Below are 23,838 nucleotides of genomic sequence, written 5' to 3' on the forward strand. Positions count from 1 at the left end.
GCGTATGCCGCCGCGCCGAGCCGTAGATCCCGCTGAACTGAGAGCCGCCGTACTCGAGGTCGGCCCGTGGCTGCGCGGCGATTCCGAGGAGAAACCGTCCCGCACCCAGCTGGCCGCGGCGGTCCGGCTCAGCGCACGGACGCTCGAGCAGGTCGCGCCCGGTTCGAGCGTGGAGGTCCGGGTTCCGCCGTTCGTCGCGGTCCAGTGCATCGAGGGCCCGCGGCACACCCGCGGCACCCCACCCAACGTCGTGGAAACCGACCCCCGGACGTGGCTGCTGATGGTGACCGGACTGCTGGAGTTCGACAGCGCGACCGCCGGCGGCGGAGTGTCGGTGTCGGGGAGTCGCGCCGGGGAGATCGCCCACTGGCTGCCGCTGCTGCGCGTGTAGTCAGCCCAGCCACAACGCGCGGGTGCGGGGCAGGCCGCTCGACCCGTCATCGGACGGGCGCACGGCCAGCACCTGATGGATCGTCAGCCGGCCCTTCTCCTCGAACCCCAGGGCGCTGGCCGCGAGGTACAGCAACCAGGTGCGGGCCCGCTCCGCGCCGGCGAGCCGGCTCGCGTCGTCCCAGGAGTCGCGGAGTCTGCCCACCCACGCCCGCAGGGTGAGTGCGTAGTGCTCCCGGAGGGCCTCGACGTCGCGCACCTCGAGTCCGGCGCGCTCGAAGGCGTCGAGCGTTCTGCTCAGCGGCAGCACCTCGCCGTCCGGGAAGATGTAGTTCTCGATCAACCCCGACGAGGTGTCGGTGCCGGTGAGCGACCGGACCGAGGCGATCGCGTGGTTGAGCAGCCGGCCTTCGGGACGCAGAAGGTCGAGTAGGTGCTGCGCATACTCCGGCAGCGCGGAGTCGCCGACGTGTTCGGACATGCCGATGCTGGAGATCGCGTCGAACGGACCGTCGACGACGTCGCGGTAGTCCTGCACGCGGATCTCGATCAGATCCGACAGCCCGGCCTCGGAGACCCTCGCCCGCGCCCATTCGGCCTGTTCGTGGCTGAGGGTGACCCCGACGACGGACACGTCGTACTTCTCGGCGGCGTGGATCGCCATCGAACCCCAGCCGCAGCCCACGTCCAGCAGTCGCATGCCCGACTGGAGACCGAGCTTGCGGCAGACCAGGTCGAGCTTGTCGTTCTGCGCTTCCTCGAGCGTCCCGATCGCACCGCGGTCGTCTGGTCGCTGGTCCCAGTAGCCGCAGGAGTAGACCATCGTCGGACCGAGGAACAGGCGGTAGAAATCGTTGCCGACGTCGTAGTGATGTGAGACCGAGGACGCGTCGCGCGCCTTGCTGTGCTTGGCGCCGCGGCGCCGCGACACCTCCACCGACGGCGGTGTCGGCCGGAGTCCGAGGCCGCCGAGCCGGACGAACGTCGACAGCGACTTCAGGACGGTGCCGCGGTCGAATCCGCGGACGCCGAGAGTGCCCAGCCGGTCGACGAGGTCCGGAAGCGTCAGCAGCCGGAAGACGTCGCCCTCGATCTCGAGGTCACCGGACACGTAGGCCCGGACGAGACCGAGTTCGTTCGGCGACCAGAGCACCCTCCGGATGGCCCGGCGGTTGCGGAAGACGATGGTGACATCGGAGTCCGGGCCGGCTTCCGAGCCGTCCCAGCATCGGACGTGCACGGGAATGGGGATGCCCATCGCACCTTCGAAGGCGCTCAGCAGGCGTTCTGCGGCGGTCGGTGCGGTGCTGCGGACGTTCATCGGACAAGCCCCCGCTCTGTGGTTCGAGGATGCTGATCGATACCGAAACTAATCTATTTTCGGCCGTCCGTCCGGGAGTCGGGCCGGTTCGATCGGCACCGTGGGCGAAGCGACGGCGCAGGGCACGTAGACTGACCTTGCCCCTCACACGCCCATCCCCAGGGAGCACCCCGGTGACCAGAGCCGATCTGTCGGTCCACAGTCCTAATCTTCTCTCTTCGAACCCGTCCGACGAGGACGAGAACGAGCCCCGCGAGGAATGCGGAGTCTTCGGCGTCTGGGCGCCGGGAGAGGATGTGGCGAAACTCACCTACTACGGACTTTATGCTCTGCAGCACCGTGGGCAGGAAGCGGCGGGCATCGCCGTTGCCGACGGCTCGCAGGTGCTGGTCTTCAAGGACCTCGGGTTGGTCAGCCAGGTGTTCGACGAACAGACCCTGGCAGCGATGCCGGGCCACGTCGCCGTCGGTCACTGTCGCTACTCCACCACGGGCTCGACCACGTGGGAGAACGCGCAGCCGATCTTCCGCACCACCGCCGCGGGCAGCGGCATCGCCCTCGGGCACAACGGCAACCTCGTCAATACGGCGGAGCTGGCGCAGCGCGCCCGTGAAGCCGGGCTGGTCAACGACAAGCGGCCCGGCGGCGCCACGTCCGACTCGGACGTCGTCGGGGCCCTTCTTGCGCACGCCGCCGCCGACAGCACCATCGAGCAGGCCGCCATGAAGCTCCTGCCGACATTGCGCGGCGCGTTCTGCCTCACCTTCATGGACGAGCACACGCTCTACGCGGCCCGTGACCCGCACGGCATCCGTCCGCTGTGCCTCGGACGCCTGGACCGCGGCTGGGTCGTGGCCAGCGAGACGGCCGCACTCGACATCGTCGGCGCGTCCTTCGTCCGCGACATCGAGCCCGGCGAACTGCTCGCCATCGACGCCGACGGCGTCCGCTCCTCCCGTTTTGCGAACCCCGAGCCCAAGGGCTGCGTGTTCGAGTACGTGTACCTGGCCCGTCCGGACAGTGTCATCGCCGGACGTTCGGTGCATTCCACCCGCGTCGAGATCGGCCGTCGCCTCGCCACCGAGCACCCCGCCGAGGGCGACCTCGTCATCCCGGTCCCCGAATCGGGCACTCCGGCCGCGGTCGGTTACGCGCAGGGGTCGGGCATTCCGTACGGCCAGGGTCTGATGAAGAACGCCTACGTCGGCCGCACGTTCATCCAGCCGTCGCAGACGATCCGCCAGCTCGGTATCCGCCTCAAGCTCAACCCGCTCAAGGAAGTCATCCGCGGCAAGCGCCTCGTGGTGGTGGACGATTCGATCGTCCGCGGCAACACCCAGCGCGCGCTCATCCGGATGCTCCGCGAGGCCGGCGCACTGGAGATCCATGTCCGGATCGCGTCGCCGCCGGTCAAGTGGCCCTGCTTCTACGGCATCGACTTCGCCTCCCCGGCCGAGCTGATCGCCAACGGCGCGGGCGGCGGCGGCGAGCCCGGGAGCTTCGACGAGATGCTCGAAGGCGTGCGCCGTTCCATCGGCGCCGACACCCTCGGCTACATCTCCACCGAAGGCATGATCGCCGCCACCGAGCAGCCTGCGTCGCGACTGTGCGCGGCCTGCTTCGACGGCACGTACCCCATCGCGCTCCCCACGGAGACGTCGATCGGAAAGAACGTTCTCGAGGGAATGCTCGAGAGCGCGGCAGGCGGTCCCGCGACGCGGGAGAACGACAACGCGAACGCCCTCAGTCGGCCGTAGGCCGGTACATCGGGATCCGGCCGGAGAACGTACTCCGGTACCGTAAGGACGCAATCACAGCACTCGATTGCCCGACCGACACGATTTTGACGAGCAACAGAAGGCTGGAGTAACAACCACATGACCGAGGATCCGACAAGTCGCCCTGGCGCGTCCTACGCCGCCGCAGGAGTGGACATCGCCGCAGGCGATCGGGCGGTGGAACTCTTCGCTCCCTTGGCCAAGCGCGCCAGCCGTCCCGAGGTTCTCGGTGGTCTCGGTGGATTCGCGGGTCTGTTCTCGCTCAAGGGTGACTACAAGGAGCCGCTGCTCGCGGCGTCCACGGACGGGGTGGGCACCAAGCTCGCCGTCGCTCAGGCACTCGACAAGCACGACACCGTGGGCCTGGACCTGGTCGCGATGGTCGTCGACGACCTCGTCGTCTGTGGTGCCGAGCCCCTGTTCCTGCAGGACTACATCGCCGTCGGGCGGGTCGTCCCGGAGCGTGTCGCCGAACTCGTCAGCGGCATCGCCGAAGGCTGCATCCAGGCCGGTTGCGCGCTGCTCGGTGGCGAGACGGCGGAGCACCCCGGTGTGATGGCGGACGGCGACTACGACCTGTCCGCGACCGGCGTCGGTGTGGTCGAAGCCGACCAGGTGCTGGGGCCCGACCGGGTCCGTCCCGGCGATGTCGTGATCGCCATGGGTTCGTCCGGACTGCATTCCAACGGTTACTCGCTGGCCCGCAAGGTCCTGCTCGAGATCGACCACATGAGCCTGACGGCGCACGTCGACGAGTTCGGCCGCACCCTGGGCGAGGAGATGCTCGAGCCCACGAAGATTTACGCCAAGGACTGCCTGGCTCTCGCCGCCGAGACGGACGTGCGCACGTTCTGCCATGTCACCGGCGGTGGCTTGGCCAACAACCTCGCTCGGGTCATGCCGAAGGGTCTGGTCGCCGAACTCGACCGCGGCACGTGGAGCCCGGCTCCGATCTTCGCGATGATCGCGCAGCGCGGCCGGGTGGAGCGGGCCGAGATGGAGCAGACGTTCAACATGGGCGTCGGCATGGTCGCGATCGTGGCGCCCGAGGACGTCGATCGTGCGCTGGCCGTCCTGACGGCGCGTCACATCGACTGCTGGACGCTGGGCAGCATCAAGAAGTCGCACGACGTGTCGGCGGAGCGCGCAATTCTCGCCGGCGATCACCCGCGGTTCTAGGGTCGGGCGCCGTTTGTCGGAACGGGGCGAGCTAGTGGCCCCGACCGGCTGAAGATGTGGAAATGAGGGGGAGCCGGTATCGGCTCCCCCTCATTTCGTTGTCTTCAGATCTCAGCGACGCCAGTCGTCGTCGTCCTCCCGGGAGTGACCCTCCCTGTCGGCACGCTGGTCAGCGAAGACCTCGTCCCGATGCGAGTTGGACGACCCACCTGAGAGCTCTCGTTGCAGGCTGTCAAAATCCGTGGTCGGTACGCTGTACTTCAGCTCGCGTGCAACCTTGGTCTGCTTTGCCTTAGCCCGGCCGCGGCCCATGGCTGACCCCCTCGCGCTTTCGCGGGGCGGCCTGGGGAATTTGGCGGCCCCGTTTGAGTGTGTAAGTTCCTGTCCCACACTCTAGCGTGGAAAAGTCCCTCGCGCTTCCATCCACACCCCGAAGCGGTGTCGGTTTAGTCTCACCGGGCTCGCGAGCTGCCCCGATGCCGACATTTCGCCCTCAGAAGACTCCCGGAATTGCCCGGACCGTCCCCACCCGGACGCCGCCGCCGAGCACGGGCTGCGATGCGAGAGCCGCCAGATCCTCGGTCCACTCGGCGCCCATCCGGTGGAGAAGTGCTGCGGCGAGGGGTAACCGGGCCCGTTCGTGGCCGTCGTCGATCTTCAGCGCGAACGCCGAGCCGTCGGGGAGCGCGCCGGCGTAGACACCGTCGGCTCCGGCCTTCGTCATCAGCCCGGGCACGACCGGCATCAGCCGCGCGTCGTCCTTGCCGGTGCCCGAGACGAGGTAGGGGTGCTCGCGGACGGCGTCGGCGACGGCGAGCTCGGGGGAGTCGGGTTCGGCGGTGACGAGCCGGGCGAACGCGCGCGCCAGATGCGTCAGCGACAGCGGGACGATCGGCAGCCCGCATCCGTCGATGCCGAGTTCGGCGTCGACGTCGCCGCTGATCGACCCGAGCGTCTCGACGACCGCGAGTTGCAGCGGATGCGTCGGCTCGAGGTAGCTGTCCACCGGCCAGTCGTTGGCCAGGCAGGTCGCGAGCATCGCCGCGTGCTTGCCGGAGCAGTTCATGTACACCGGGCGGGGGAGCTCACCGGCGGCCAGCAGTTCGGCCCGGGCGAGTTCGTTGGAGGGCAGATCGGCGGGGCAGCGGAGCTGGTCCTCGTCGAGGCCGTACCGGGCGAGCAGCTGCTCGACGAGTTCGATGTGGTCCGACTCGCCCTCGTGGGATGCGGTCGCGATCGCGAGCTCTTCGGAACTGGTCGGCTCGAAGCCGTTCCGCAGCATCGTCACGGCCTGCCACGGCTTGTTCGACGACCGCGGGTAGATCGGCGTGTGCACCTCACCGAGGGTGAGCGCGATCTCGCCGTCCGCGCGGAGGATCACCGCGGAACCGCGGTGGACGCACTCACGGAATCCCGAACGGACGACCTCGACCAGTTCGATGCTCAATACGTGACCTGCACTTCCAGTCCGGCGATCCGTCGGCGGGCCTTGTCCGCGACGGTCGGAGAGAGGTTCTCCTGCTGTTCGAGCAGCGCCACGAACCGTTCCGGGTCGCGGCCGGTGAACAGATCGCGCACGGTGACGCCGTGGCCGGGCACGTGGATGCGCTGGACGGTGTCGCCGGCGCTGACCGACCCCTCCGTCACCACCCGCAGGTACGCGCCCGTGTCACCGCGTTCGGAGAACCGCTTGACCCACCGGGGCTCGGCGGCCCAGACGCCGAACGTGCCGCACGGTGTCCGCGGGCTGGTCACCTCCAGTTCGGTGGTGCCGATCCGCCAGCGCTCGCCGATCACGGCGTCGGTCGCCGCGATCCCGTCGAGGCGGAGGTTCTCGCCGAACCATCCCGGGGGCAGTTCGCGGCCGAGCTCCGACGCCCAGCGCCGCGCCTCGTCCTCCTGATAGGCGTAGACGGCCTTGAACGGGCCACCGTGGTACTCGGTGTCACAGACCCGGTCGCCGACCAGTCCGGCGGTCGTGACGCGCACAGGGCCGTCGACGGGCCGCTTGTCGATCGCCGTCCGGGTCACCCGCCGGGTGCCGCTGTCCCGTTCGGTGTGCAGCACGCAGACGGCCAGCACCTCGCCGGCCGTCGCGGTCGCCTCGCTCACCGGCCCCGGAGCCGGTCGACGGCGGCGCGGCCCGCCTGGACCGTGTCGTCCGCGGGCACCGAGTCGGGGTCGATGGACGCGGCGCACGAGCCGACCACCAACTCGGTGTCGGTGGGGATGGACCGTTTGACGAGGGCCAGCGCGATGGGTCCGAGCTCGTGGTGGTCGATCACCGTGCCGATCCGTCCGACCGCACGACCTCCCGCCGTCACCGGGTCGCCCGGTTCGGGCCTGCCCTCGGCGCTGCCGTCGAGGTGCAGCAGGACGAGGTGACGGGGCGGTTTGCCGAGATTGTGGACGCGGGCCACCGTCTCCTGGCCGCGGTAGCAGCCCTTCTCGAGGTGGACGGCGCCGTGATCGGCGGGACCGCCGATCCAGCGGACCTCGTGCGGGATGGTGCGATCGTCGGTGTCGAGTCCGATCCGGGGCCGCGCGGCGGCCACCCGGAGTGCCTCGAACGCCCACGTTCCCGCGGGAGCGGCGCCGGCGGCGGTGAGCCGGCCCCACCACGTCGCGAGTCCTTCCCGTGGGATCACCAGGTCGAAGGACTCGGCGGCCGGCCACGGCATGCGGCGGACGAATCCACCCCCGGGCACCGCGACGGCGGCGTACGGCTCGGCGGGTGCCACGACACCGGCCGCGTCGAGGACCGTCACGGCGTCGGGGCCGATCACGCTGAGGACCGCGAGCTCGTTGCCTTCGCGGGGCTCGGCCTTGGACCAGAACACCATCTTGGTGAGGAACGACAGGAGGTCGGGTCCGCGGTCGGCCTCGGTGTCGATCCAGGTGACGCCGTCCAGATCGGTCTGGACGAAGTGGTGCTCGACGCGGCCGTTGACGTCGAGGCTGAGGTTCTCGGCGCTCGCGCCGTCGGGGAGCGCGGCGACGTGCTGGCTCGAGATGGTGTGCAGCCAGGTGAGTCGTTCGGGTCCGCTGATCGCGATGACGAACCGGTGGGAACGGTCGATGACCACCGCGGAACGTTCGGCGCTGCGTTGTTCGCCGAGTGGATCGCCGTGATGCCAGGCGACGCCGGCGTCGGGAGAGCCTTCGGGCGCAGGAACCGCGCCCGGGGCCGTGAGGAGTGGACTGGGTGAGACGGGCAGTTTGTCGACCACGAACCCAGTCTAGGGACCATGGACCACGGGTGGCGGTCAGCAGGGTCGATAGGCTGGGCGTCATGTCTGATCGAGTGCTGGTGACACTGGACCACGAGGTGCGGGACGCGGATGCGCCGCTGCTGCACGCGGACGATCTGGCGGTGGTGCGCGGCGACGGTGTCTTCGAGACGCTGTTGGTGCGCGGCGGTCGCGCACTGAAGGTCGAGCCCCACCTCACCCGTCTCGTCGCGTCGGCGCGGGCCCTCGGATTGCCCATTCAGGACCTGGACGAGTGGCGCCTGGCACTCGAGCTGGCCGTCGAGGAGTGGGGGTCCGAGCGGGAGGGTGCGATGCGACTCGTGCTCAGCCGCGGCCGGGAGTCCGGTGGCGACGCGACTGCTTTCGTCACCGTCGGGCCGGTGTCCGAGCGGATTCTGGAGGCGCGGCGCGACGGGGTGTCGGTACTCACATTGGCCCGGGGCTATTCGGTGGATCTGTCGGCGAGTGCGCCGTGGCAGCTGCTCGGGGCGAAGACCTTGTCGTATGCCACGAACATGGCGGCGCTGCGGTATGCGGCGACACTCGGTGCCGACGATGTGATCTTCGTCAGCAGCGAGGGCAATGTGTTGGAAGGGCCACGTTCCACGGTGGTCATCGCCCGCGACAAACACCTCCTCACGCCGCCGCCGGAGCACGGAATCCTGCCCGGAACGACGCAGCAGGCGCTGTACGAGGTGGCGTCCGGCAAGGGGTTCCGCTGCGAGTACGCGGCGCTGCGGCCGGCGGATCTCATTACAGCGGAAGGTGTTTGGCTCATTTCCAGCGTCACCATGGCCGCGCGGGTGCGCAAGATCGACGGACTTGCCCTGCCCGACGCGCCGCTCGCCGATGAGATCGTGGAGCTGGTCGGCCTCGCGGTCGAGGCGGCGGGTACCGAGTCCGCGGAGGCTTGACAGGTCTACTACATTTCGTAGTAGCAAAGTCCTGCGGGGGAAACGACCCCGCAGTACGTTGTTTTCAAGGGTCGGGCGGAAGCCCACGCTCCGGCCCTGAAGCCTGTCCTACGGGCCCAGTTTCGGAGTAGCCATGGATGCCTTGGATGTCTCCCGGTGGCAGTTCGGCATAACCACCGTCTATCACTTCATCCTCGTTCCGCTGACGATCGGGCTCGCCCCGCTGATCGCCGTCATGCAGACGATGTGGGTGGTCACCGGAAAGGACCACTGGTATCGGCTCACCAAGTTCTTCGGGAAGCTGTTCCTGATCAACTTCGCGCTCGGCGTCGCCACCGGAATCGTGCAGGAATTCCAGTTCGGGATGAACTGGAGCGAGTACTCACGCTTCGTCGGCGACGTGTTCGGCGCACCCCTCGCCCTCGAGGGACTGGTCGCGTTCTTCCTCGAGTCGACGTTCCTGGGCCTCTGGATCTTCGGCTGGGGACGGCTGCCCAAGCTCGTCCACCTCGCCACCATCTGGCTCGTCGCGATCGGTGTGAACGCGTCCGCGTACTTCATCATCACCGCCAACTCGTTCATGCAGCACCCGGTCGGGGCCGTCTACAACCCCGAGACCGGGCGCGCGGAACTCACCAGCATCTGGGAACTGCTCACCAACAACACAGCACTCGCGGCCTTCCCGCACGTCGTATCCGGAGCGTTCCTCACGGCAGGCACGTTCGTGGCCGGCGTCGGCGGCTGGTGGATGGTGCGCAGCATGCGCAAATCGAAGGAAGCCACCGAACCCGACGTGGCGAAGAAGCACGAGGAGACCGCGAGGACGATGTTCCGCCCGGTCACCATCCTCGCACTGTGGGTGATGGTCGCCGCGGGCATCGGACTCGCGATCACCGGCGACATCCAGGGCAAGCTGATGTTCGAACAGCAACCCATGAAGATGGCGTCGGCCGAATCGCTGTGCCACACCGAAACCGGCGCCGACTTCTCCATCCTCACCGTCGGCACCCAGAACAACTGCGAGAGCATCACCCAGCTCATCAAGATCCCCGGCCTCACCTCGTTCCTGGCGGACGGCACGTTCGACTCCACCGTCGAGGGCGTCACCGAGATCCAGGCCCGCTACGAGGAGACGTACGGGCCCGGCAACTACAAGCCCAACCTGTTCGTCACCTACTGGACGTTCCGCGCGATGATCGGCTGGGCCGCCGGGTCGGCGCTGCTCGCCGTGGTCGGTCTGTGGATGACCCGCGGCGGCCGCGTCCCGGACAAGAAGTGGTTCGGCTGGCTGTCGATCGCCGTCATCCCGACACCGTTCCTCGGGAACAGCGCAGGCTGGGTGTTCACCGAGATGGGCCGCCAACCGTGGGTCGTGGCACCCAACCCGACCGGTGTCGACATGATCAGACTGACTGTCGACCAAGGCGTCTCGAATCACTCCCCGTGGACCGTCTGGGTCTCGCTCATCACGTTCACGGTGGTCTACGGGGCGCTGGCCGTCGTGTGGTTCACACTGATCCGCCGCTACACGATCGAGGGACCACTCGAACACGACGCACATCCACCGGGTGACGACCACGACGAGCCCGAAGAACCGGGCAAGCCCGAGCAACTCTCGTTCGCGTACTAGGGGAAACGGTCATGGGACTTCAAGAAGTGTGGTTCATCCTGATCGCGGTGCTCTTCATCGGGTACTTCGTCCTCGAGGGATTCGATTTCGGTGTCGGCATGCTGATGCCGGTGCTGGGCAGGCGCAAGGACCCGAACGGGGACACACGGCGGCGGGTGGTGCTCAACACCATCGGCCCCGTGTGGGACGGCAACGAGGTGTGGCTCATCACCGGTGGCGGCGCGTTGTTCGCCGCGTTCCCGGAGTGGTACGCCACGTTGTTCTCCGGCTTCTATCTGCCGCTGCTGATCATTCTCGTCGCGCTCATCGTCCGGATCTGCGCCATCGAGTACCGCGGCAAGATCGACGACGACACCTGGCGCAGGCGGTGCGACTGGGGCATCGTCTTCGGGTCCTGGGTGCCTGCCGTGCTGTGGGGTGTCGCGTTCGCCAACATCGTCCGGGGCGTCGACATCGACGCCGACAAGCAGGTCACCTCGAGCCTCTTCGATCTGCTCAATCCCTATGCGTTGCTGGGTGGTCTGACGACCGCGCTCGTGTTCGCGCTGCACGGTGCAGTGTTCCTCGCCCTGAAGACGGCCGACGAAGTACGCACGGACGCCGTCGAACTGGCGTCCCGGCTGGCGATCCCGGCCGTTCCGGTGGCAGGCGCGTTCGTACTGTGGACACAGCTGGCGCACGGCAAGGGCTGGACGTGGATCCTCGTCGCGATCGCCGCCGCCGCACTCCTCGGGGTGGTCGCGTTCACCCGCGCCGAACGGGAGGGCTGGGCCTTCCTGCTCACGTCGATCGCGGTCATCGCCACGGTGGCACTGCTGTTCGGCTCGCTGTTCCCCAACGTCATGCCGTCCACACTGGACGCCGCGTACAACCTGACCATCGACAACGCCTCGTCGAGTCCGTACACGCTGAAGGTGATGACGTGGGCCGCAGCCTTCCTCACCCCGGTGGTGCTGATCTACCAGGGCTGGACGTACTGGGTATTCCGCCAACGGATCTCGACCAAGCACATCCCGCCGTCGATCGGTCTCCCGCTCGGGCGCAGATGAGCACAGCGGTAGGCGACGCACCACGCCCCGCTGACGAGCGCCCGGGCGGGGAGCGAGGTTCCCGGCATCCCGTCGACCCCCGCCTCTGGCGCTACTCCGCGGCGGCCCGCGGGTACCTCGTCCTCACGGTCGCGCTGTCGGTCGTCAACGTGGCGATGGTCATCGTGTCGGCGCTGATGATCGGCCGGGTGCTCGGTGGGGTCATCGTCGACGACGCCACCGACGTCGGCCGGTGGTCCACCGAACTGGCGGTCCTCGCGACGGCGGTGGCAGTGCGGGTGCTCGGCACCTGGCTGCAGTCCCGGTTCGCGCACCGCTCCGCCACGCGGGTCGTGGCGGAGCTGAAGGGGGAGGTGCTCGGCGTCGCCACCCGCCTGCGACCGCGCGAACTCGACCCGCGGCGGGACGAGATCGCGACCGTGCTCACCCGCGGAATCGACGGTCTCGTGCCGTATCTCACCGGGTACCTCCCGGCACTGGTCCTCGCGGCGACGCTCACTCCGGCGACGCTCGCGGTCATCACGTTTCAGGATCTGACGTCGGCGGCGATCATCTTCGTCACGCTGCCGCTCATCCCGATCTTCATGATCCTCATCGGCCTGCTCACCAAGGGCAAGGCCGCCAAGACGTTGACCGCGATGACCACCCTGTCCTCCCAACTGCTCGACCTCCTGGCCGGCCTGCCCACGCTCCGCGCGCTGGGCCGCGAACAGGGACCGGCGACGCGGGTGCGTGAACTCGGCGACGCCCACCGCCACACCACGATGTCGGCGCTGCGGGTGGCGTTCCTGTCGTCGATGGTGCTGGAACTGCTGGCCACGCTCTGCGTCGCACTCGTCGCCGTGAGCATCGGACTGCGGCTGGTGTACGGGGGGATGGAACTCGAAGCCGGAATCGTGGCGCTGATTCTCGCTCCCGAGGTGTACCTCCCGCTGCGGATGGTCGGAACCCAGTTCCACGCCGCCGAGGACGGAATGGCCGCGGCGAGCCGGGCCTTCGCCGTCATCGATACCGATCGTCCCGACGACGCCGCCGCCGCCGACGGTGCGGTCGTGGTCGACGCGGCCGGGGCGCGAATCGAATTCGACGGCATCGACGTCCCGTCACGGCACGGCCTGGCGCCGCGCGGACTGACCGGCGCCCTCGAACCCGGTGCGGTGACCGTGCTGACCGGACCCAACGGTTCCGGGAAATCGACTGCGGTGCAGGCACTCCTCGGCCTCGTCGAACCCGAGCGCGGGGAGGTGCGCGTGGCGGGCACCCCCGTGAGTTCGCTCGACCGGTCCGCGTGGTGGGCGCAGGTGGCGTGGCTCCCGCAGCACCCCGTCCTCGTTCCCGGCACCCTGGACGAGAACCTCCGGCTCATCGGTGAGGTCGTCGACCTCGAACAGTCCTGTGCGGCGACGGGTTTCGACGAGGTCCTCGCCGAACTCCCCGACGGCTGGAACACGCGCGTCGGGTCCGGTGGAACGGGACTGTCGCTCGGACAGCGGCAGCGGCTCGCGCTGACCCGCGTGCTGGCCACCCGGCGTCCCGTTTTGGTGCTCGACGAACCCACCGCGCACCTCGACGACGCGTCGGAGCGCACCGTGCTCGATTCGCTGCGGAGCCTGGCCGCCGCCGGCCGGACGGTCGTCGTGGTGGGGCACCGGCCGACCGTGCTCGCGGCCGCCGACCGGGTGATCGAGGTGAGCGCAGATGTCGCGTGACCCGCTGATCCGGGCGTTGCCGCTCCTCGACCTGCAACCGGGGCGGGTGGTGCGGGCCGTCGCCGCCGGTGTGGCCACACTGGGCAGTGCGCTCGCGCTGGCGGCGCTGTCGGCGTGGTTGATCACGAGGGCATGGCAGATGCCGCCCGTCCTGGACCTCAGCGTGGCCGTCGTGGCGGTGCGCGCGCTGGGCATCTCCCGCGGCGTCTTCCGGTACCTCGAGCGGCTGGCCACCCACGACACCGCGCTGCGGGGGACCACGTCCGCCCGCACCCAGCTGTACCAGCGGCTGGCCGACGGCGACCCCGCAGCCGCTGCCGGCCTGCGCCGCGGCGAACTGCTCGCCCGCACCGGGGCCGACGTCGACACCCTCGGTGACGTCGTCGTCCGCGCGATCGTCCCCATCGCCGTGTCCGTCGTCCTGGCCGTGGCCGCCGTCGGCATCCTCGCGGTGATCTCGCCCGCGTCCGCGCTCGTGCTCGCCGTGGCGCTCGCGGTGTCGGGGGTCGCGGCGCCCTGGTTGTCCGCACGGGCCGCCCGCCTCGCCGAGACGTCCGGCGCCGACGCGCGTGCCCGGTTCAGCGAGGACGCCGTCACCGCGCTCGATCACGCCGTGGAACTCCGCGTCGCGGGTCGCCTCGACCGGACCGTGTCGCGGGCGGTCCGCTCCGAACACGCCGCGGTCGCGGCCACCGACCGTGCCGCCGCACCCAGCGCGTTCGCGGACGCCGCCACACCGCTCGCGGTGGGAGTGAGCGTGATCGCGTCGCTACTCATCGGCATGGACCTGTACTCGTCGGGGACGATGAGCCCGATGGCGATGGGCGTCCTCGTGCTCCTGCCGCTGTCCGCGTTCGAGGCCACGGGCGCGCTGCCCGCCGCGGCGGTCGCGCTGACCAGGGCCCGGATCGCGTCGCGCCGCATACTCGCCGTGCTCGACGCCGCCGTCGCGGATCCGCACCCCGGGGACCGGGAACTGGACGGGCCCGCCGAGGTCGTCGCGAAGCACCTGCGGTGCGGCTGGCCCGGAGGGCAGGTCACCGCCCCGCTCGACCTCGACCTACGGCCGGGCGCGCGGGTCGCGATCGTCGGAGACAGCGGGTCCGGGAAGACGACCACCCTGATGACCCTGGCGGGGTTGCTCCCGCCGGTCTCCGGGACGGTCCAGGTCGACGGTCTCGACCTCCACCGGATCAGGTCCGAGGCTCTCCGCCGGAACGTCGGATTCTTCGCGGAGGACGCGCACCTCTTCGCCACGTCCGTGCTCGAGAATCTGCGGGTGGCGCGCGGCGACATCCAGGACGCGGAGGCGCTGACCGTTCTGGAGTCCGTCGGGCTCGGGGGATGGGTGTCGGGGCTGCCGGAGGGCGTGCACACGACCCTCGCGGGCGGTGCCCGGGCGGTGTCCGGCGGACAGCGTCGCCGGCTGCTGCTGGCCAGGGCGCTGCTGTCGCCCGCCCGGGTGTTGTTGCTCGACGAACCGACCGAGCACCTCGACGCCGACGCGGGCGCCGACCTGCTCCGGCGACTGCTCTCGCGCGACGGCGGACTGGTGCCGCCGCAGCGCACCGTCGTGGTGGTCACCCACCAGCTCCCGGAGGATACCAGCGCTGACCTGGTGATACGGGTGGAGAAAGCTGAGAGCGAAAATGCGTTGCCGACTCCGTGAGTGCGGCGTACTTTCTTCAGTACACGAGGAAGGAGGTGGTCTGAAATTGAATGACAGACGGACACGTGAGGTGGCTGCCAGCTAGCCGCTACCGCTGACGGAATTCACTGACCGTGCGAGCGGCGAGCGAATCCCAGGCAGCTACCCGGCCCCCGAGCCCCCGGTCTGGTCCAGACCGGACCCGGTGCACACGCACCGGAAGGCTCGGGGGCCGTTGTGCGCTCCGCGCCCGTGAGTACTTATTAACCGCCCGTGGTTAATAAGTACTCACGGCAGCGCGGGCACGGATTCGGACCACTCCAGCCGCCCCGCTCGAGCACCGTCCGCACCTCGGCCGCGACGTCGCACGAGCGCTGTGTCACCTCCTCCCAGCCGTAGACCAGCGTCGCCTTGCCTGCGAGTTCCGCCGCGTTGCCGCGACGGCGATCGCGCAGAGCCACCGACCGCGACGAGTGGTACCGCAGTCCGTCCAGCCGCACGAGGAGCGGAACGCCGCTGTCCGAGTAGTCGACATCCTCGTAGAGGGTTCTTCCGTCGACCAGAACAGGCGACTGTCGTCGGGCGGCCGGTAGTCCGTGCGCGAGTTCCACGTCGACGGCGTATCGGTGCTCGAGAATCGACTGGACTCCGCCGGAGACGAACGTCAGAGCGTCGGTCAGAGCCTCGCGGTATCTGCGCGGTGGACGCTGCTCGATCCGTCGAAGAAGTTCGTGGACCGGAATGTCGCTGCCGGTGACCGCCGACACGAGGAGCCGTGCGGCCGCGACCGCCGACGGCTCCGCGACAGCGAGATCGACGACGGTGTCGGCCCGGGACGTTCGAGGCGGAAGCGTCGGGACGAGGATGTGGGCGTGCGCACGGGATCGGTGCACCACGACCCCGGGGTGCAGGAGATCGCCCTCGCGGGGAACGGGACGGTCGGATCGCCGGCCGACCTTCCGATACGTCGGTCCCTGCGGCTCCGCAGACAATCCGTAGGGCACGGTGACGTGAATCGGCCCGTCAGGGTCGACGGGCATCAGCCCCCACTCCTCGGCGGCCGTCCGATGGCTGAGAATCGCTCGGGGGCCGCCGAACAGCAGTGCCGCCCACAGTCTCATCGGCCGGTCGAGCGGACCGTTGGTGACGGCGTAGACGCCGTGCAGAACCGCCGACCACTGGCCGGACTCCACCATGTGCTGAATCTGCCGGGTCGAGATACCCAGTCCGCGCAGTTGCCGGGCCGTGACGAGGCCGTGCTGATAGTCGAGGACTGTTTGGAATTCGGGCCTGAAGTCGATCGTCGCAGTCGTCATGGTCGCGACGGTGCGCACGCCGACCGACAGGATTCGCCCGAAACAGGCCGATCTCAACTGACCTGTGGATGAACCTCAGGTTGTGGATAACCCGAGCCGTGAGTACTTGTCAACCGCCCGTGGTTAATAAGTACTCACGGGCGCTAGCCAACGTAGCGGGACAGACGCGCGGAGAGGTGGGGACGCAGCTCACCGTCGGCGATGATGCGTTCCTCGACGTAGGCGAGGTCGCCGCCCTCGACGATGCCGTAGAGACGCTTGGCGCCGCCGACGAGAACACCGGAGGTGCTGCGGATCACGACGTCGGTCGCGAGTTCCCACGACGACTGTGTGAGGGCCTGACCGTAGAACAGTTCGACGATGCCGGAGCTGTGGGCGAGGAGGAGTTCGACGACTTCCTCGTTGGTGCTGCCGGGGATGCCGTCTCCGCTGATCCGCCAGAAGCCGGTTTCGTGGAGGTCGGGGCGCACGTATTCGCCGTCGGCGTCGAGGACCCAGGTCTGGGATTCCCACTTGAGGTAGTTGCCACCGTTGTGGGAGACGATGATCTGCTGCCCGAAGGGGTAGTCGCCTGTGTCGGGGTCGTGGCCTTCCCCTTCACCGCGCCACACACCGACGAGGGGCAGTACTGCGAGGAGTTCGTTGTTCAGATCCGGGCCGAGGCGCAGATTTGCGGTGTCCTCGGGCAGCGGAAGGTCCGGAAGCTGCGGGATGTTCCGCGCCGCCGTCGTCTTGGAACGCTCGATGGCGTCCGCGACGGCAGCGTCACCGCTACCACGACGCACGGCGGGGGTGTCCCCAGCGGGCGCGCTCGTAGTCGGGTGCTCGGAAGGCGGATCTGCGCCTGCGTCCGGGTTCTGACTCACGACTCGTCGGTGACCAGGCGGTAGATCGTGTAGAGCGAGAACCACGTGATCAACACGGCGGCAAGGACAAGAAGTACCTCGAAGAAGATAACCACGGGGACATCCTAAACCGAACTCGTCGAACGGTCGAAACGGGAGGCGACTTACCGTGACTGCGGCTACGGTTTCTCGAAGGCGACCACCAGGTCGGTTCCGAACATCCTCATGCGGTCGTCTCGTCTCCCGTCCCTCCCGGAGGTCCCATGCTTCGATCGAGTACTGCCGTCGCCGGTCCGGTGCGGGCCGCGATCGCGGCGACGGCGCTGCTGCTGAGCGTGTCCGCGTTCGGCGCTCCCGGTCTTGCCGTCGCCGCGCCCGACACCGGTAGCGCGGGTTCGGGGAGTGCCGACACGGATCGTGTCGATCCGAACAACTACGCCGCCGACTGCCCCGACGTGATGATCGTCGCCGTGTCCGGCGCCACCGACTCGACGGCGGACCGCAACCCTCTGGCGGACGAGAATCGGCAGCTCTGGTCGAACTGGGTGGGCAACGTGACTGTGCCGACCGGCGAGGCCAACAAGGACGATCCGGGAACGGTGGGGTGGATGTACGTTCCCTACCCGTCCACGTACGGTCTTGGTCTGCGGCAACCTGTTCCGACATACCAGGATTCGATGGCCGCGGGTGTCGCGTCGACCAACAGGATCCTCGACGAGAACAAGACGAAGTGCGGCGACGACACCAAGTACGTACTGCTCGGGTACAGCGTCGGTGCCGAGGTGGTCGAAAGGGTGTCGCGCGAACTCGGCCACCGCGACAGCAACGCTCTGGTTACCGCTGACGACATTGCCGGCGTCGCGCTGATCGGCGACCCGTACCGTCCCGCGGGCACCCCCTCGATGGGCGAACCCGGCCCGCCCGGAGGCGGATTCATGTCTTCCGGGCCTGCCGACTACGGCGCTCTGGACGGCAAGATCACGTACGCGTGCCGCCCGTACGACATCGCCTGCGACGCGCCGCGGGAGATCGCCGTCCTCGAACTGGCACTCGGGGTGCTGGGACAGATGCACTTCACCCTGCTGAACCCGGGCCAGACGGTCTCCGACTTCGCGAATGCGGTGACGAACATGGCGGCGCGGTCGATTGTGCACATCGTCACACACGAAGACTGGTTCGCCTCCGACGAGTCCTTCCTCGACGTTCTCCGCAAGGTCGCCGACCGGACCTACGACCCCGACGGCCCGGACCGGAACATGCAGGTGTCCCAGGAGCAGATCGTCGAGGCGCTCAACTGGGCGATGGGTCCCGGTTCGGAGGTCGTGAAGGCGAAGCTCGCCGACGAGGGCCCGGGGTTCGTGGAGGACAACAGGGACGTCTTCGAACTGGTGATCAAGCCGTACATCTTCTTGGGCTTCATCCAGCACCTGTTCTACTGGAACAACAATCCGAACGACCCCTGGTACTGGGAGAGCGAGAAGGTCGTGGACTGGATCACGGCGCTCGCGCAGTCCGAGAAGGGCGGCGAGACCATTCCGGCGGCACCGGGCAAGTAGAGTCCGCACGACAGAAGGGCCCCGCTCCGGATGCGGAGCGGGGCCCTTCTGGTGTCGTCAGCTGGTGATTACTCGCCGACCGTGACGTCGACGTTGTGCACGCCTGCGCTCGACGGGCTCACCGTCGAGGTGCCGTTGCCGGAGCTGGACAGTGCGCGCACGGTCCACTCGCCGGGAGCGGCGAAGAAGCGGAAGTCTCCGGTGCCCGAGGCGACGACCTCGGCGGTGAACTCTCCGCCGCCGTCGAGGAGACGCACGAACGCTCCACCGATCGGCTGGCCGTCAGCGGCGAGAACGCGGCCGGTGATGACCGTTTCCTTCTCGACGTCGACGCCCGCGGGCAGGGTCTGGGTCTGTACAGGTGCTCCACACATGGCTCAGTGAACCTCCAACTCGATGGGTGCGCCGACGAGCGAGCCGTATTCGACCCAGCTGCCGTCGTAGTTCTTGACATCGGACTTGCCGAGGATCTCCTTGAGCACGAACCAGGTGTGGCTGGAGCGCTCGCCGATACGGCAGTACGCGATGGTGGGCTTGGACTCGTCGTAGCCCTTCTCCGAGTACAGCTTCTCCAGGTCGTCGTCCGACTTGAACGTGCCGTCCTCGTTTGCGGTGGTGCTCCACGGGATGTTGATGGCCGTGGGGATGTGTCCACGCTGCTGCGCCTGCTCCTGCGGCAGGTGTGCGGGAGCGAGGATCTTGCCGGAGAACTCGTCGGGCGAACGCACGTCGACGAGGTTCTTGCTGCCGATGGCGTCGATGACCTCGTCACGGAACGCGCGGATCGACAGGTCGGGGGCCTCGGCCTTGTACTGGGTGGCCTCGCGGGTGACGGTCTCCTTGGAGAGGGGACGCCCGTCGAGCTCCCACTTCTTGCGGCCGCCGTCGATCAGCTTGACGTCCTGGTGGCCGTACAGCTTGAAGTACCAGTACGCGTAGGCCGCGAACCAGTTGTTGTTGCCGCCGTACAGAACGATGGTGTCGTCGTTGGCGACGCCCTTGGCGGACAGGAGATCGGAGAACTGCTGCTGGTTCAGGAAGTCACGACGGACGCCGTCCTGCAGGTCCTTCCGCCAGTCGAGGCGGATGGCGCCTTCGATGTGGCCGCCGTCGTATGCGCTGGTGTCCTCATCCACCTCGACGAAAACGGTCTTGGGGGCGTTGAGGTTCTGCTCAGCCCAGTCGGCGGAGACTAGGACATCGGAGCGAGCCATGGTGTTCCTTTCGATGTGTACTTACTTGTGTCGGGTGGATCGTGCAGTGGTTCTGGGTGTGAAACTTTCAGGCCGCCGTGCGGAAGCGTGCGATGAGTGGATAGATCTGGCAGCCGAGGCAGATGCCGAACGCAGCGTTGAGAAACGCCGCGAACAGGGCGAATGCGGTGGCCACGGCGCCGACGACGCCGGAGCCGGCGAAGAAGCCGACGGTGCCGACGGCGGCGAAGACGAAACCGACGAGCTGCGCGAAGCGAAGCGGTGCGACGGGTTCGCGTTCACTCACCGGGGCGACTCGCGGCGCGACGAGGGTGCCGAAGATCCGGCCGTACGGGCTGCGTCGCGGCCCGGTGGCTGCGCCTGCCGCGAAGACGACCGCTTGCAGCGCCAGCAGAATTCCTGCTGCGACCAGCGAGAACGTCGACACGACGAGGACGGCGACGAGGACGGCGGTGGTGACCCAGGCGGCGAACCGGGGGCCACGAACGTCGACCTGCTCGAGCTCGAGTGTTGTGGACATGAGAAGTGCTCCTGCGGTGAGTCCTGAATGCTTGCCTGGCGCCGAACGACGACGGACGACGTCGTCATCGGGGGTTCGATCACGTGCGCGGAATCCGCGGTGTCAGCAGAAAGCGACAGCCCTGGTGATCAGCAACAGGTACAGCAACAAGCCCCGAGGCGGCACAGGTCAACTGTGCGGCGACGGGTGAGCATGAGCTCGTGGCTGGATTGCACGACGACGAGTTTACCCGGTTCTTCAGGAATTTGAAGCCGGGGGCCGGGTGAGGGGTTCCAGCGCGGCCCGCAGGTCGGTCGCGGCGGGCACTCCGGACACCCGGAAGCGTTGCTGCAGGTCGGCGTCGAGAATGAACGTCGTCGGCAACGACAGAACGCCGAGTTCCTTGGCGAGAGCGGGATACTCGTCGATGTCGACCTCCACTTCGACGGGAGGTTCCGGCTCGCCTGCGAGGTCCGCGACGACCTGTCCCACCACCCTGCGCACCGCCGCGCACGGTCCGCACCAGTCGGCGGAGAAATGGAGAACGGTGGCCCGTCGAGGGTGCTCGGGCGACGCCGGCCCGACGCCCGCCGCCTCGAGGAGCAACCGTCGCTGGTCGGTCACGACCCCGGTCGTCCCGCCGGTACTCCGGACCGTCCCCTCGCGGCGTTGCCAGACGAGCCCGAACGCGACGGCGGCGAACAGTGCGATGAGTAATAGTGTGATTCCGGTCATCGGCTCTGCAGTTCGTTCAGGTCGATCGTGACGTTGTTGCCGACGCCCTCGATGACGATCTGCGAGCCTTCCGCGTAGACCTCCGTCGGCTGGACGCCGAACGGGAGTTCCCGGGGGTCGATCGTGCGGGTGAAGAGGCCGAGGATCGCGGGGGCGAGGGGTTCGGGGATGGTGAAGTCGGCGTGGCCTTCGGGGCCGAAGTAGAAGTCGCTGGCGACGATCTTCACCTGACCGCCGTCGAGAACCAGGTCGGCCTGCACGCTGACCGTGGTTTCGATGGGCCCGACGGGGACCGTGCCGGTGAGGACGACGCCGCCCGCGGTCGGCATCCCCGAGCCGCCGGAGCCGCCGGTGCCGTCCGACTTACTGGCCGGCGGGGCCGAAACCTGCAGGTCGGGGATGTCGAGGAAGCGTCCCAGGTCGGTGGCGTCGATGAGCATGCGGCCGGAGAGGTGATCGACCGGAAGGGTCTTCACGGAGCCGTCGACGAGGTCGGACAGCGGCGCGGAGACACCCAGGAGGGTGGACTCGACCGTCACCTCACCCACGACGTCACTCTGTACTCCCTGCGCGCGGATCTCGATGTTCTCGTACTTTCCGTCCCACGCCTGGTTGAGGAACGGAAAGCCGTGAACCGTCACCTCGGGATCCGCTGTGAGGGACGCGCCTGCCCGCAGTTCCCGCGACACCCGGTACTCCGCGTAGGCCGCCGAACCGAAGTCGACGACGAGACCGAGAGCCACGAGGAAGACGATTCCGATGATGAGTTTCCGCACGGCCCCATTGTGACGGACACCGGTCGGGGGAGTGTCGGTGCGACCTCCGCGCCGCTTGCCGGGGTTCGGTGCAACGAACGCCGACGGCGGCGCGCTACTCTGTCACCGACAAAAGTGTCGATACCTTCAGTGTCGATCTACCTGGACCGGCGGATGAACGATCCGTCGGCCGGCCGGGTACGACGGCGACGAGATGGGAGGCTGTGTGGAGCTACTGCTTCTTACCTCCGACCCCAACCCCGAGGCAGTGCTTCCTGCCCTCGCCCTGCTGGCGCATTCGGTGCGGCCAGCCCCGACGGAGGTGTCCTCTCTCCTGGAAGCGAGCTCCGCCGACATCGCCCTGGTGGATGCGCGCACCGATCTCGCGGCGGCTCGCGGCCTCTGCCGGCTGCTGGGCAGCACGGGTTCCGCGGTTCCCGTGGTGGCGGTGCTCACCGAAGGTGGCCTGGTGGCGGTCAATTCCGACTGGGGCCTCGACGACATCCTGCTCCCGGGCACCGGTCCGGCCGAGGTGGACGCCCGTCTCCGACTGCTGGTCGGACGCACCGGCGGCGTCGCCAGCCCGGAGGCCTCCGGCAAGATCACGCTGGGCGAACTGGTCATCGACGAGGGCACGTACACGGCCCGTCTGCGCGGCCGGCCCCTCGACCTCACCTACAAGGAGTTCGAACTCCTCAAATACCTGGCACAGCACGCGGGTCGCGTCTTCACCCGCGCGCAGTTGCTGCAGGAGGTGTGGGGTTACGACTTCTTCGGCGGTACCCGCACGGTCGACGTCCACGTGCGTCGTCTGCGCGCCAAGCTGGGCAGCGAGTACGAATCCTTGATCGGTACAGTCCGCAACGTCGGCTACAAGGCCGTCCGTCCCACCCGCAGCAAGTCGGGTGTGCCGGTGCCGCCCGTCGACGACCTCGACGCCGAGGATGCGGACTTCGAATCCGCGGAAGGGCCGGCGATCCAGTGAGTGCTTCGGTTCAGTCCTGGACTGATCGACTCGACGGCAAGCAGGCTGCGGACGTGTCCGCACTGCTCGAACGCGCGACGGCCGCGGACGGAACCGCGCCGGTGTCGGAGCAGGGTGTGCACGCCGTGTCCGGCGCCGGTAGCGACGGTGTCCGTCATCTCGTGGAGACCGACGCCGATCGGATCGTCGGGTACGCGCAGCTGCAGCCGGGGCGCGGGGATCATCCTGCGATGGCCGAACTCGCCGTCGACCCTGCGGCGCGTGGCCGCGGAATCGGTGGCCGGCTGGTCGCCGAGGTCCTGTCCGAGGGTGGTCCGGACGCCCGGGTGTGGGCGCACGGCAACCTGCCTGCGGCGCAGGCGGTGGCGCAGCGCCTCGGGCTGATCGGTGCGCGCGAACTCCTGCAGCTCCGGCGTCCACTCGCCGATGCGGAACTCCCTGAACTCGTTGTGCCGGAAGATATTTCACTCCGCGTGTACCGCGGCGTCGAGGACGATCCCGAGGTCCTGCGGGTCAACGCTGCCGCCTTCGCCTGGCATCCCGAGCAGGGGTCGTGGACCGAACGCGAATTGGCCGAACGCCGCGCGGAGGCCTGGTTCGATCCGTCCGGCCTGTTCATGGCGTTCGCCGCTTCGGACGATCAGCGGTTGCTCGGATTCCACTGGACCAAGGTGCATCCGAAGCAGGGCGACGAGCCGGCCATCGGTGAGGTCTACGTGGTGGCGATCGGCCCCGACGCCCAGGGACGTGGTCTCGGCCGGTTGCTGACGCTCGCCGGGCTGCACTACCTGCGCGACCGCGGGCTCGGTGCGGTGCTGCTCTACGTCGAGGGCGACAACGAATCGGCGCTGCACACCTACGACCGGCTCGGGTTCGAGCGGTTCCACACCGACGTCGCGTACGCGCGCGCCTGAGGTGCTCCTCTACTTTCGCACTCGTTGTTCGTCTCGGAAATGTGGACAAATGCGCGGTCTGTTCACCTTCCGTTCACCGATCGTGGTCCAACTGGACATTAGCTACCCCTAGGTTTCTCCGTGGGCAGCGCCGTGTTGCCTGGTGCAGAT

General features: G+C 68.4%; 23 protein-coding genes. 11 read left to right on the forward strand and 12 right to left on the reverse strand.

The window, feature by feature from the left end; all coding sequences use genetic code 11:
* Positions 1–4: 4 nt before the first annotated feature.
* Positions 5–391, forward strand: coding sequence for a sterol carrier family protein (locus RHA1_RS23630; protein ID WP_009477902.1), 387 nt, complete (start codon positions 5–7; stop codon positions 389–391).
* Here the strand turns inward: RHA1_RS23630 and RHA1_RS23635 are convergent, their stop codons facing one another.
* Positions 392–1,711 (reverse strand): class I SAM-dependent methyltransferase, encoded by a 1,320-nt coding sequence (locus RHA1_RS23635; protein WP_011597148.1) that lies wholly within the window; start codon positions 1,709–1,711, stop codon positions 392–394. It abuts the gene before it with no gap.
* A gap of 173 nt (positions 1,712–1,884) precedes the next feature.
* On the opposite strand from RHA1_RS23635, the gene purF reads away from it, so the two are divergent.
* Positions 1,885–3,468, forward strand: a complete 1,584-nt coding sequence (purF, locus tag RHA1_RS23640) for an amidophosphoribosyltransferase (RefSeq protein ID WP_009477905.1) — start codon at positions 1,885–1,887, stop codon at positions 3,466–3,468.
* Between the two features lie 120 nt (positions 3,469–3,588).
* Positions 3,589–4,668, forward strand: coding sequence for a phosphoribosylformylglycinamidine cyclo-ligase (gene purM / locus RHA1_RS23645; protein WP_005244377.1), 1,080 nt, complete (start codon positions 3,589–3,591; stop codon positions 4,666–4,668).
* Positions 4,669–4,779: 111 nt separating this feature from the next.
* Here purM and RHA1_RS23650 read toward each other — a convergent pair whose 3' ends face one another.
* From RHA1_RS23650 to ygfZ, 4 genes are all read right to left on the reverse strand, one after another.
* Complete coding sequence (locus RHA1_RS23650; RefSeq protein ID WP_005244376.1) at positions 4,780–4,980, reverse strand: DUF3073 domain-containing protein; 201 nt, start codon at positions 4,978–4,980, stop codon at positions 4,780–4,782.
* 181 nt (positions 4,981–5,161) lie between these two features.
* Entirely contained in the window at positions 5,162–6,115 is a 954-nt protein-coding gene (locus tag RHA1_RS23655; RefSeq protein ID WP_009477906.1) for an asparaginase, read from the reverse strand.
* Complete coding sequence (locus tag RHA1_RS23660; protein ID WP_011597149.1) at positions 6,112–6,780, reverse strand: MOSC domain-containing protein; 669 nt, start codon at positions 6,778–6,780, stop codon at positions 6,112–6,114. The genes RHA1_RS23655 and RHA1_RS23660 overlap by 4 nt, the downstream gene beginning before the upstream one ends.
* Positions 6,777–7,898 carry a CAF17-like 4Fe-4S cluster assembly/insertion protein YgfZ gene (gene ygfZ / locus RHA1_RS23665; RefSeq protein ID WP_011597150.1) on the reverse strand — a complete coding sequence of 374 codons (1,122 nt, stop codon included), beginning with the start codon at positions 7,896–7,898 and terminating at the stop codon, positions 6,777–6,779. Before ygfZ ends, RHA1_RS23660 begins: the two co-directional genes overlap by 4 nt.
* Positions 7,899–7,960: 62 nt before the next feature.
* Here ygfZ and RHA1_RS23670 point away from each other — a divergent pair, with 62 nt between their 5' ends.
* From RHA1_RS23670 to cydC, 5 genes are all read left to right on the forward strand, one after another.
* Positions 7,961–8,833, forward strand: a complete 873-nt coding sequence (locus RHA1_RS23670) for an aminodeoxychorismate lyase (protein WP_029539593.1) — start codon at positions 7,961–7,963, stop codon at positions 8,831–8,833.
* A 133-nt stretch (positions 8,834–8,966) separates the two neighbouring features.
* Positions 8,967–10,463, forward strand: a complete 1,497-nt coding sequence (locus RHA1_RS23675; protein ID WP_011597152.1) for a cytochrome ubiquinol oxidase subunit I — start codon at positions 8,967–8,969, stop codon at positions 10,461–10,463.
* Positions 10,464–10,474: 11 nt separating this feature from the next.
* On the forward strand, positions 10,475–11,512 hold the full coding sequence (gene cydB, locus RHA1_RS23680) for a cytochrome d ubiquinol oxidase subunit II (protein ID WP_009477911.1): 1,038 nt from the start codon (positions 10,475–10,477) through the stop codon (positions 11,510–11,512).
* Entirely contained in the window at positions 11,509–13,221 is a 1,713-nt protein-coding gene (gene cydD, locus RHA1_RS23685) for a thiol reductant ABC exporter subunit CydD (protein ID WP_011597153.1), read from the forward strand. The genes cydB and cydD overlap by 4 nt, the downstream gene beginning before the upstream one ends.
* On the forward strand, positions 13,211–14,890 hold the full coding sequence (gene cydC / locus RHA1_RS23690) for a thiol reductant ABC exporter subunit CydC (RefSeq protein ID WP_011597154.1): 1,680 nt from the start codon (positions 13,211–13,213) through the stop codon (positions 14,888–14,890). Before cydD ends, cydC begins: the two co-directional genes overlap by 11 nt.
* A gap of 242 nt (positions 14,891–15,132) precedes the next feature.
* On the opposite strand, the gene RHA1_RS23695 is transcribed toward cydC, so the two are convergent.
* The gene (locus RHA1_RS23695; protein WP_011597155.1) at positions 15,133–16,242 is read right to left on the reverse strand and encodes a type IV toxin-antitoxin system AbiEi family antitoxin domain-containing protein; all 1,110 of its coding nucleotides are present in this window, start codon (positions 16,240–16,242) and stop codon (positions 15,133–15,135) included.
* 86 nt (positions 16,243–16,328) lie between these two features.
* The gene (locus RHA1_RS23700; RefSeq protein ID WP_037197635.1) at positions 16,329–17,051 is read right to left on the reverse strand and encodes a heme-binding beta-barrel domain-containing protein; all 723 of its coding nucleotides are present in this window, start codon (positions 17,049–17,051) and stop codon (positions 16,329–16,331) included.
* A gap of 242 nt (positions 17,052–17,293) precedes the next feature.
* Here RHA1_RS23700 and RHA1_RS23710 point away from each other — a divergent pair, with 242 nt between their 5' ends.
* Complete coding sequence (locus RHA1_RS23710) at positions 17,294–18,586, forward strand: cutinase family protein (protein ID WP_011597156.1); 1,293 nt, start codon at positions 17,294–17,296, stop codon at positions 18,584–18,586.
* A gap of 68 nt (positions 18,587–18,654) precedes the next feature.
* On the opposite strand, the gene RHA1_RS23715 is transcribed toward RHA1_RS23710, so the two are convergent.
* The 5 genes from RHA1_RS23715 to RHA1_RS23735 all read right to left on the reverse strand — a co-directional run bounded on the left by RHA1_RS23715 (position 18,655) and on the right by RHA1_RS23735 (position 21,810).
* Positions 18,655–18,960 carry a DUF1416 domain-containing protein gene (locus RHA1_RS23715; RefSeq protein ID WP_005244353.1) on the reverse strand — a complete coding sequence of 102 codons (306 nt, stop codon included), beginning with the start codon at positions 18,958–18,960 and terminating at the stop codon, positions 18,655–18,657.
* 3 nt (positions 18,961–18,963) lie between these two features.
* Entirely contained in the window at positions 18,964–19,800 is an 837-nt protein-coding gene (locus RHA1_RS23720; RefSeq protein WP_009477918.1) for a sulfurtransferase, read from the reverse strand.
* Between the two features lie 67 nt (positions 19,801–19,867).
* The gene (locus RHA1_RS23725; RefSeq protein ID WP_011597157.1) at positions 19,868–20,320 is read right to left on the reverse strand and encodes a DUF4395 domain-containing protein; all 453 of its coding nucleotides are present in this window, start codon (positions 20,318–20,320) and stop codon (positions 19,868–19,870) included.
* A gap of 237 nt (positions 20,321–20,557) precedes the next feature.
* A complete protein-coding gene (locus RHA1_RS23730; protein ID WP_011597158.1) occupies positions 20,558–21,034 on the reverse strand; it encodes a thioredoxin family protein in 477 nt (158 codons plus the stop codon).
* Positions 21,031–21,810 (reverse strand): LmeA family phospholipid-binding protein, encoded by a 780-nt coding sequence (locus RHA1_RS23735; RefSeq protein WP_011597159.1) that lies wholly within the window; start codon positions 21,808–21,810, stop codon positions 21,031–21,033. Before RHA1_RS23735 ends, RHA1_RS23730 begins: the two co-directional genes overlap by 4 nt.
* A gap of 205 nt (positions 21,811–22,015) precedes the next feature.
* On the opposite strand from RHA1_RS23735, the gene RHA1_RS23740 reads away from it, so the two are divergent.
* Together RHA1_RS23740 and mshD are read left to right on the forward strand one after the other, a co-directional pair.
* Positions 22,016–22,774, forward strand: coding sequence for a winged helix-turn-helix transcriptional regulator (locus tag RHA1_RS23740; protein ID WP_009477922.1), 759 nt, complete (start codon positions 22,016–22,018; stop codon positions 22,772–22,774).
* Positions 22,771–23,688: a mycothiol synthase gene (gene mshD / locus RHA1_RS23745; RefSeq protein ID WP_011597161.1), complete on the forward strand. Its 918-nt coding sequence runs from the start codon at positions 22,771–22,773 to the stop codon at positions 23,686–23,688. Before RHA1_RS23740 ends, mshD begins: the two co-directional genes overlap by 4 nt.
* Positions 23,689–23,838 lie beyond the last annotated feature (150 nt).

This window comes from Rhodococcus jostii RHA1 (genome assembly GCF_000014565.1).
GTDB lineage: Bacteria > Actinomycetota > Actinomycetes > Mycobacteriales > Mycobacteriaceae > Rhodococcus_F > Rhodococcus_F jostii_A.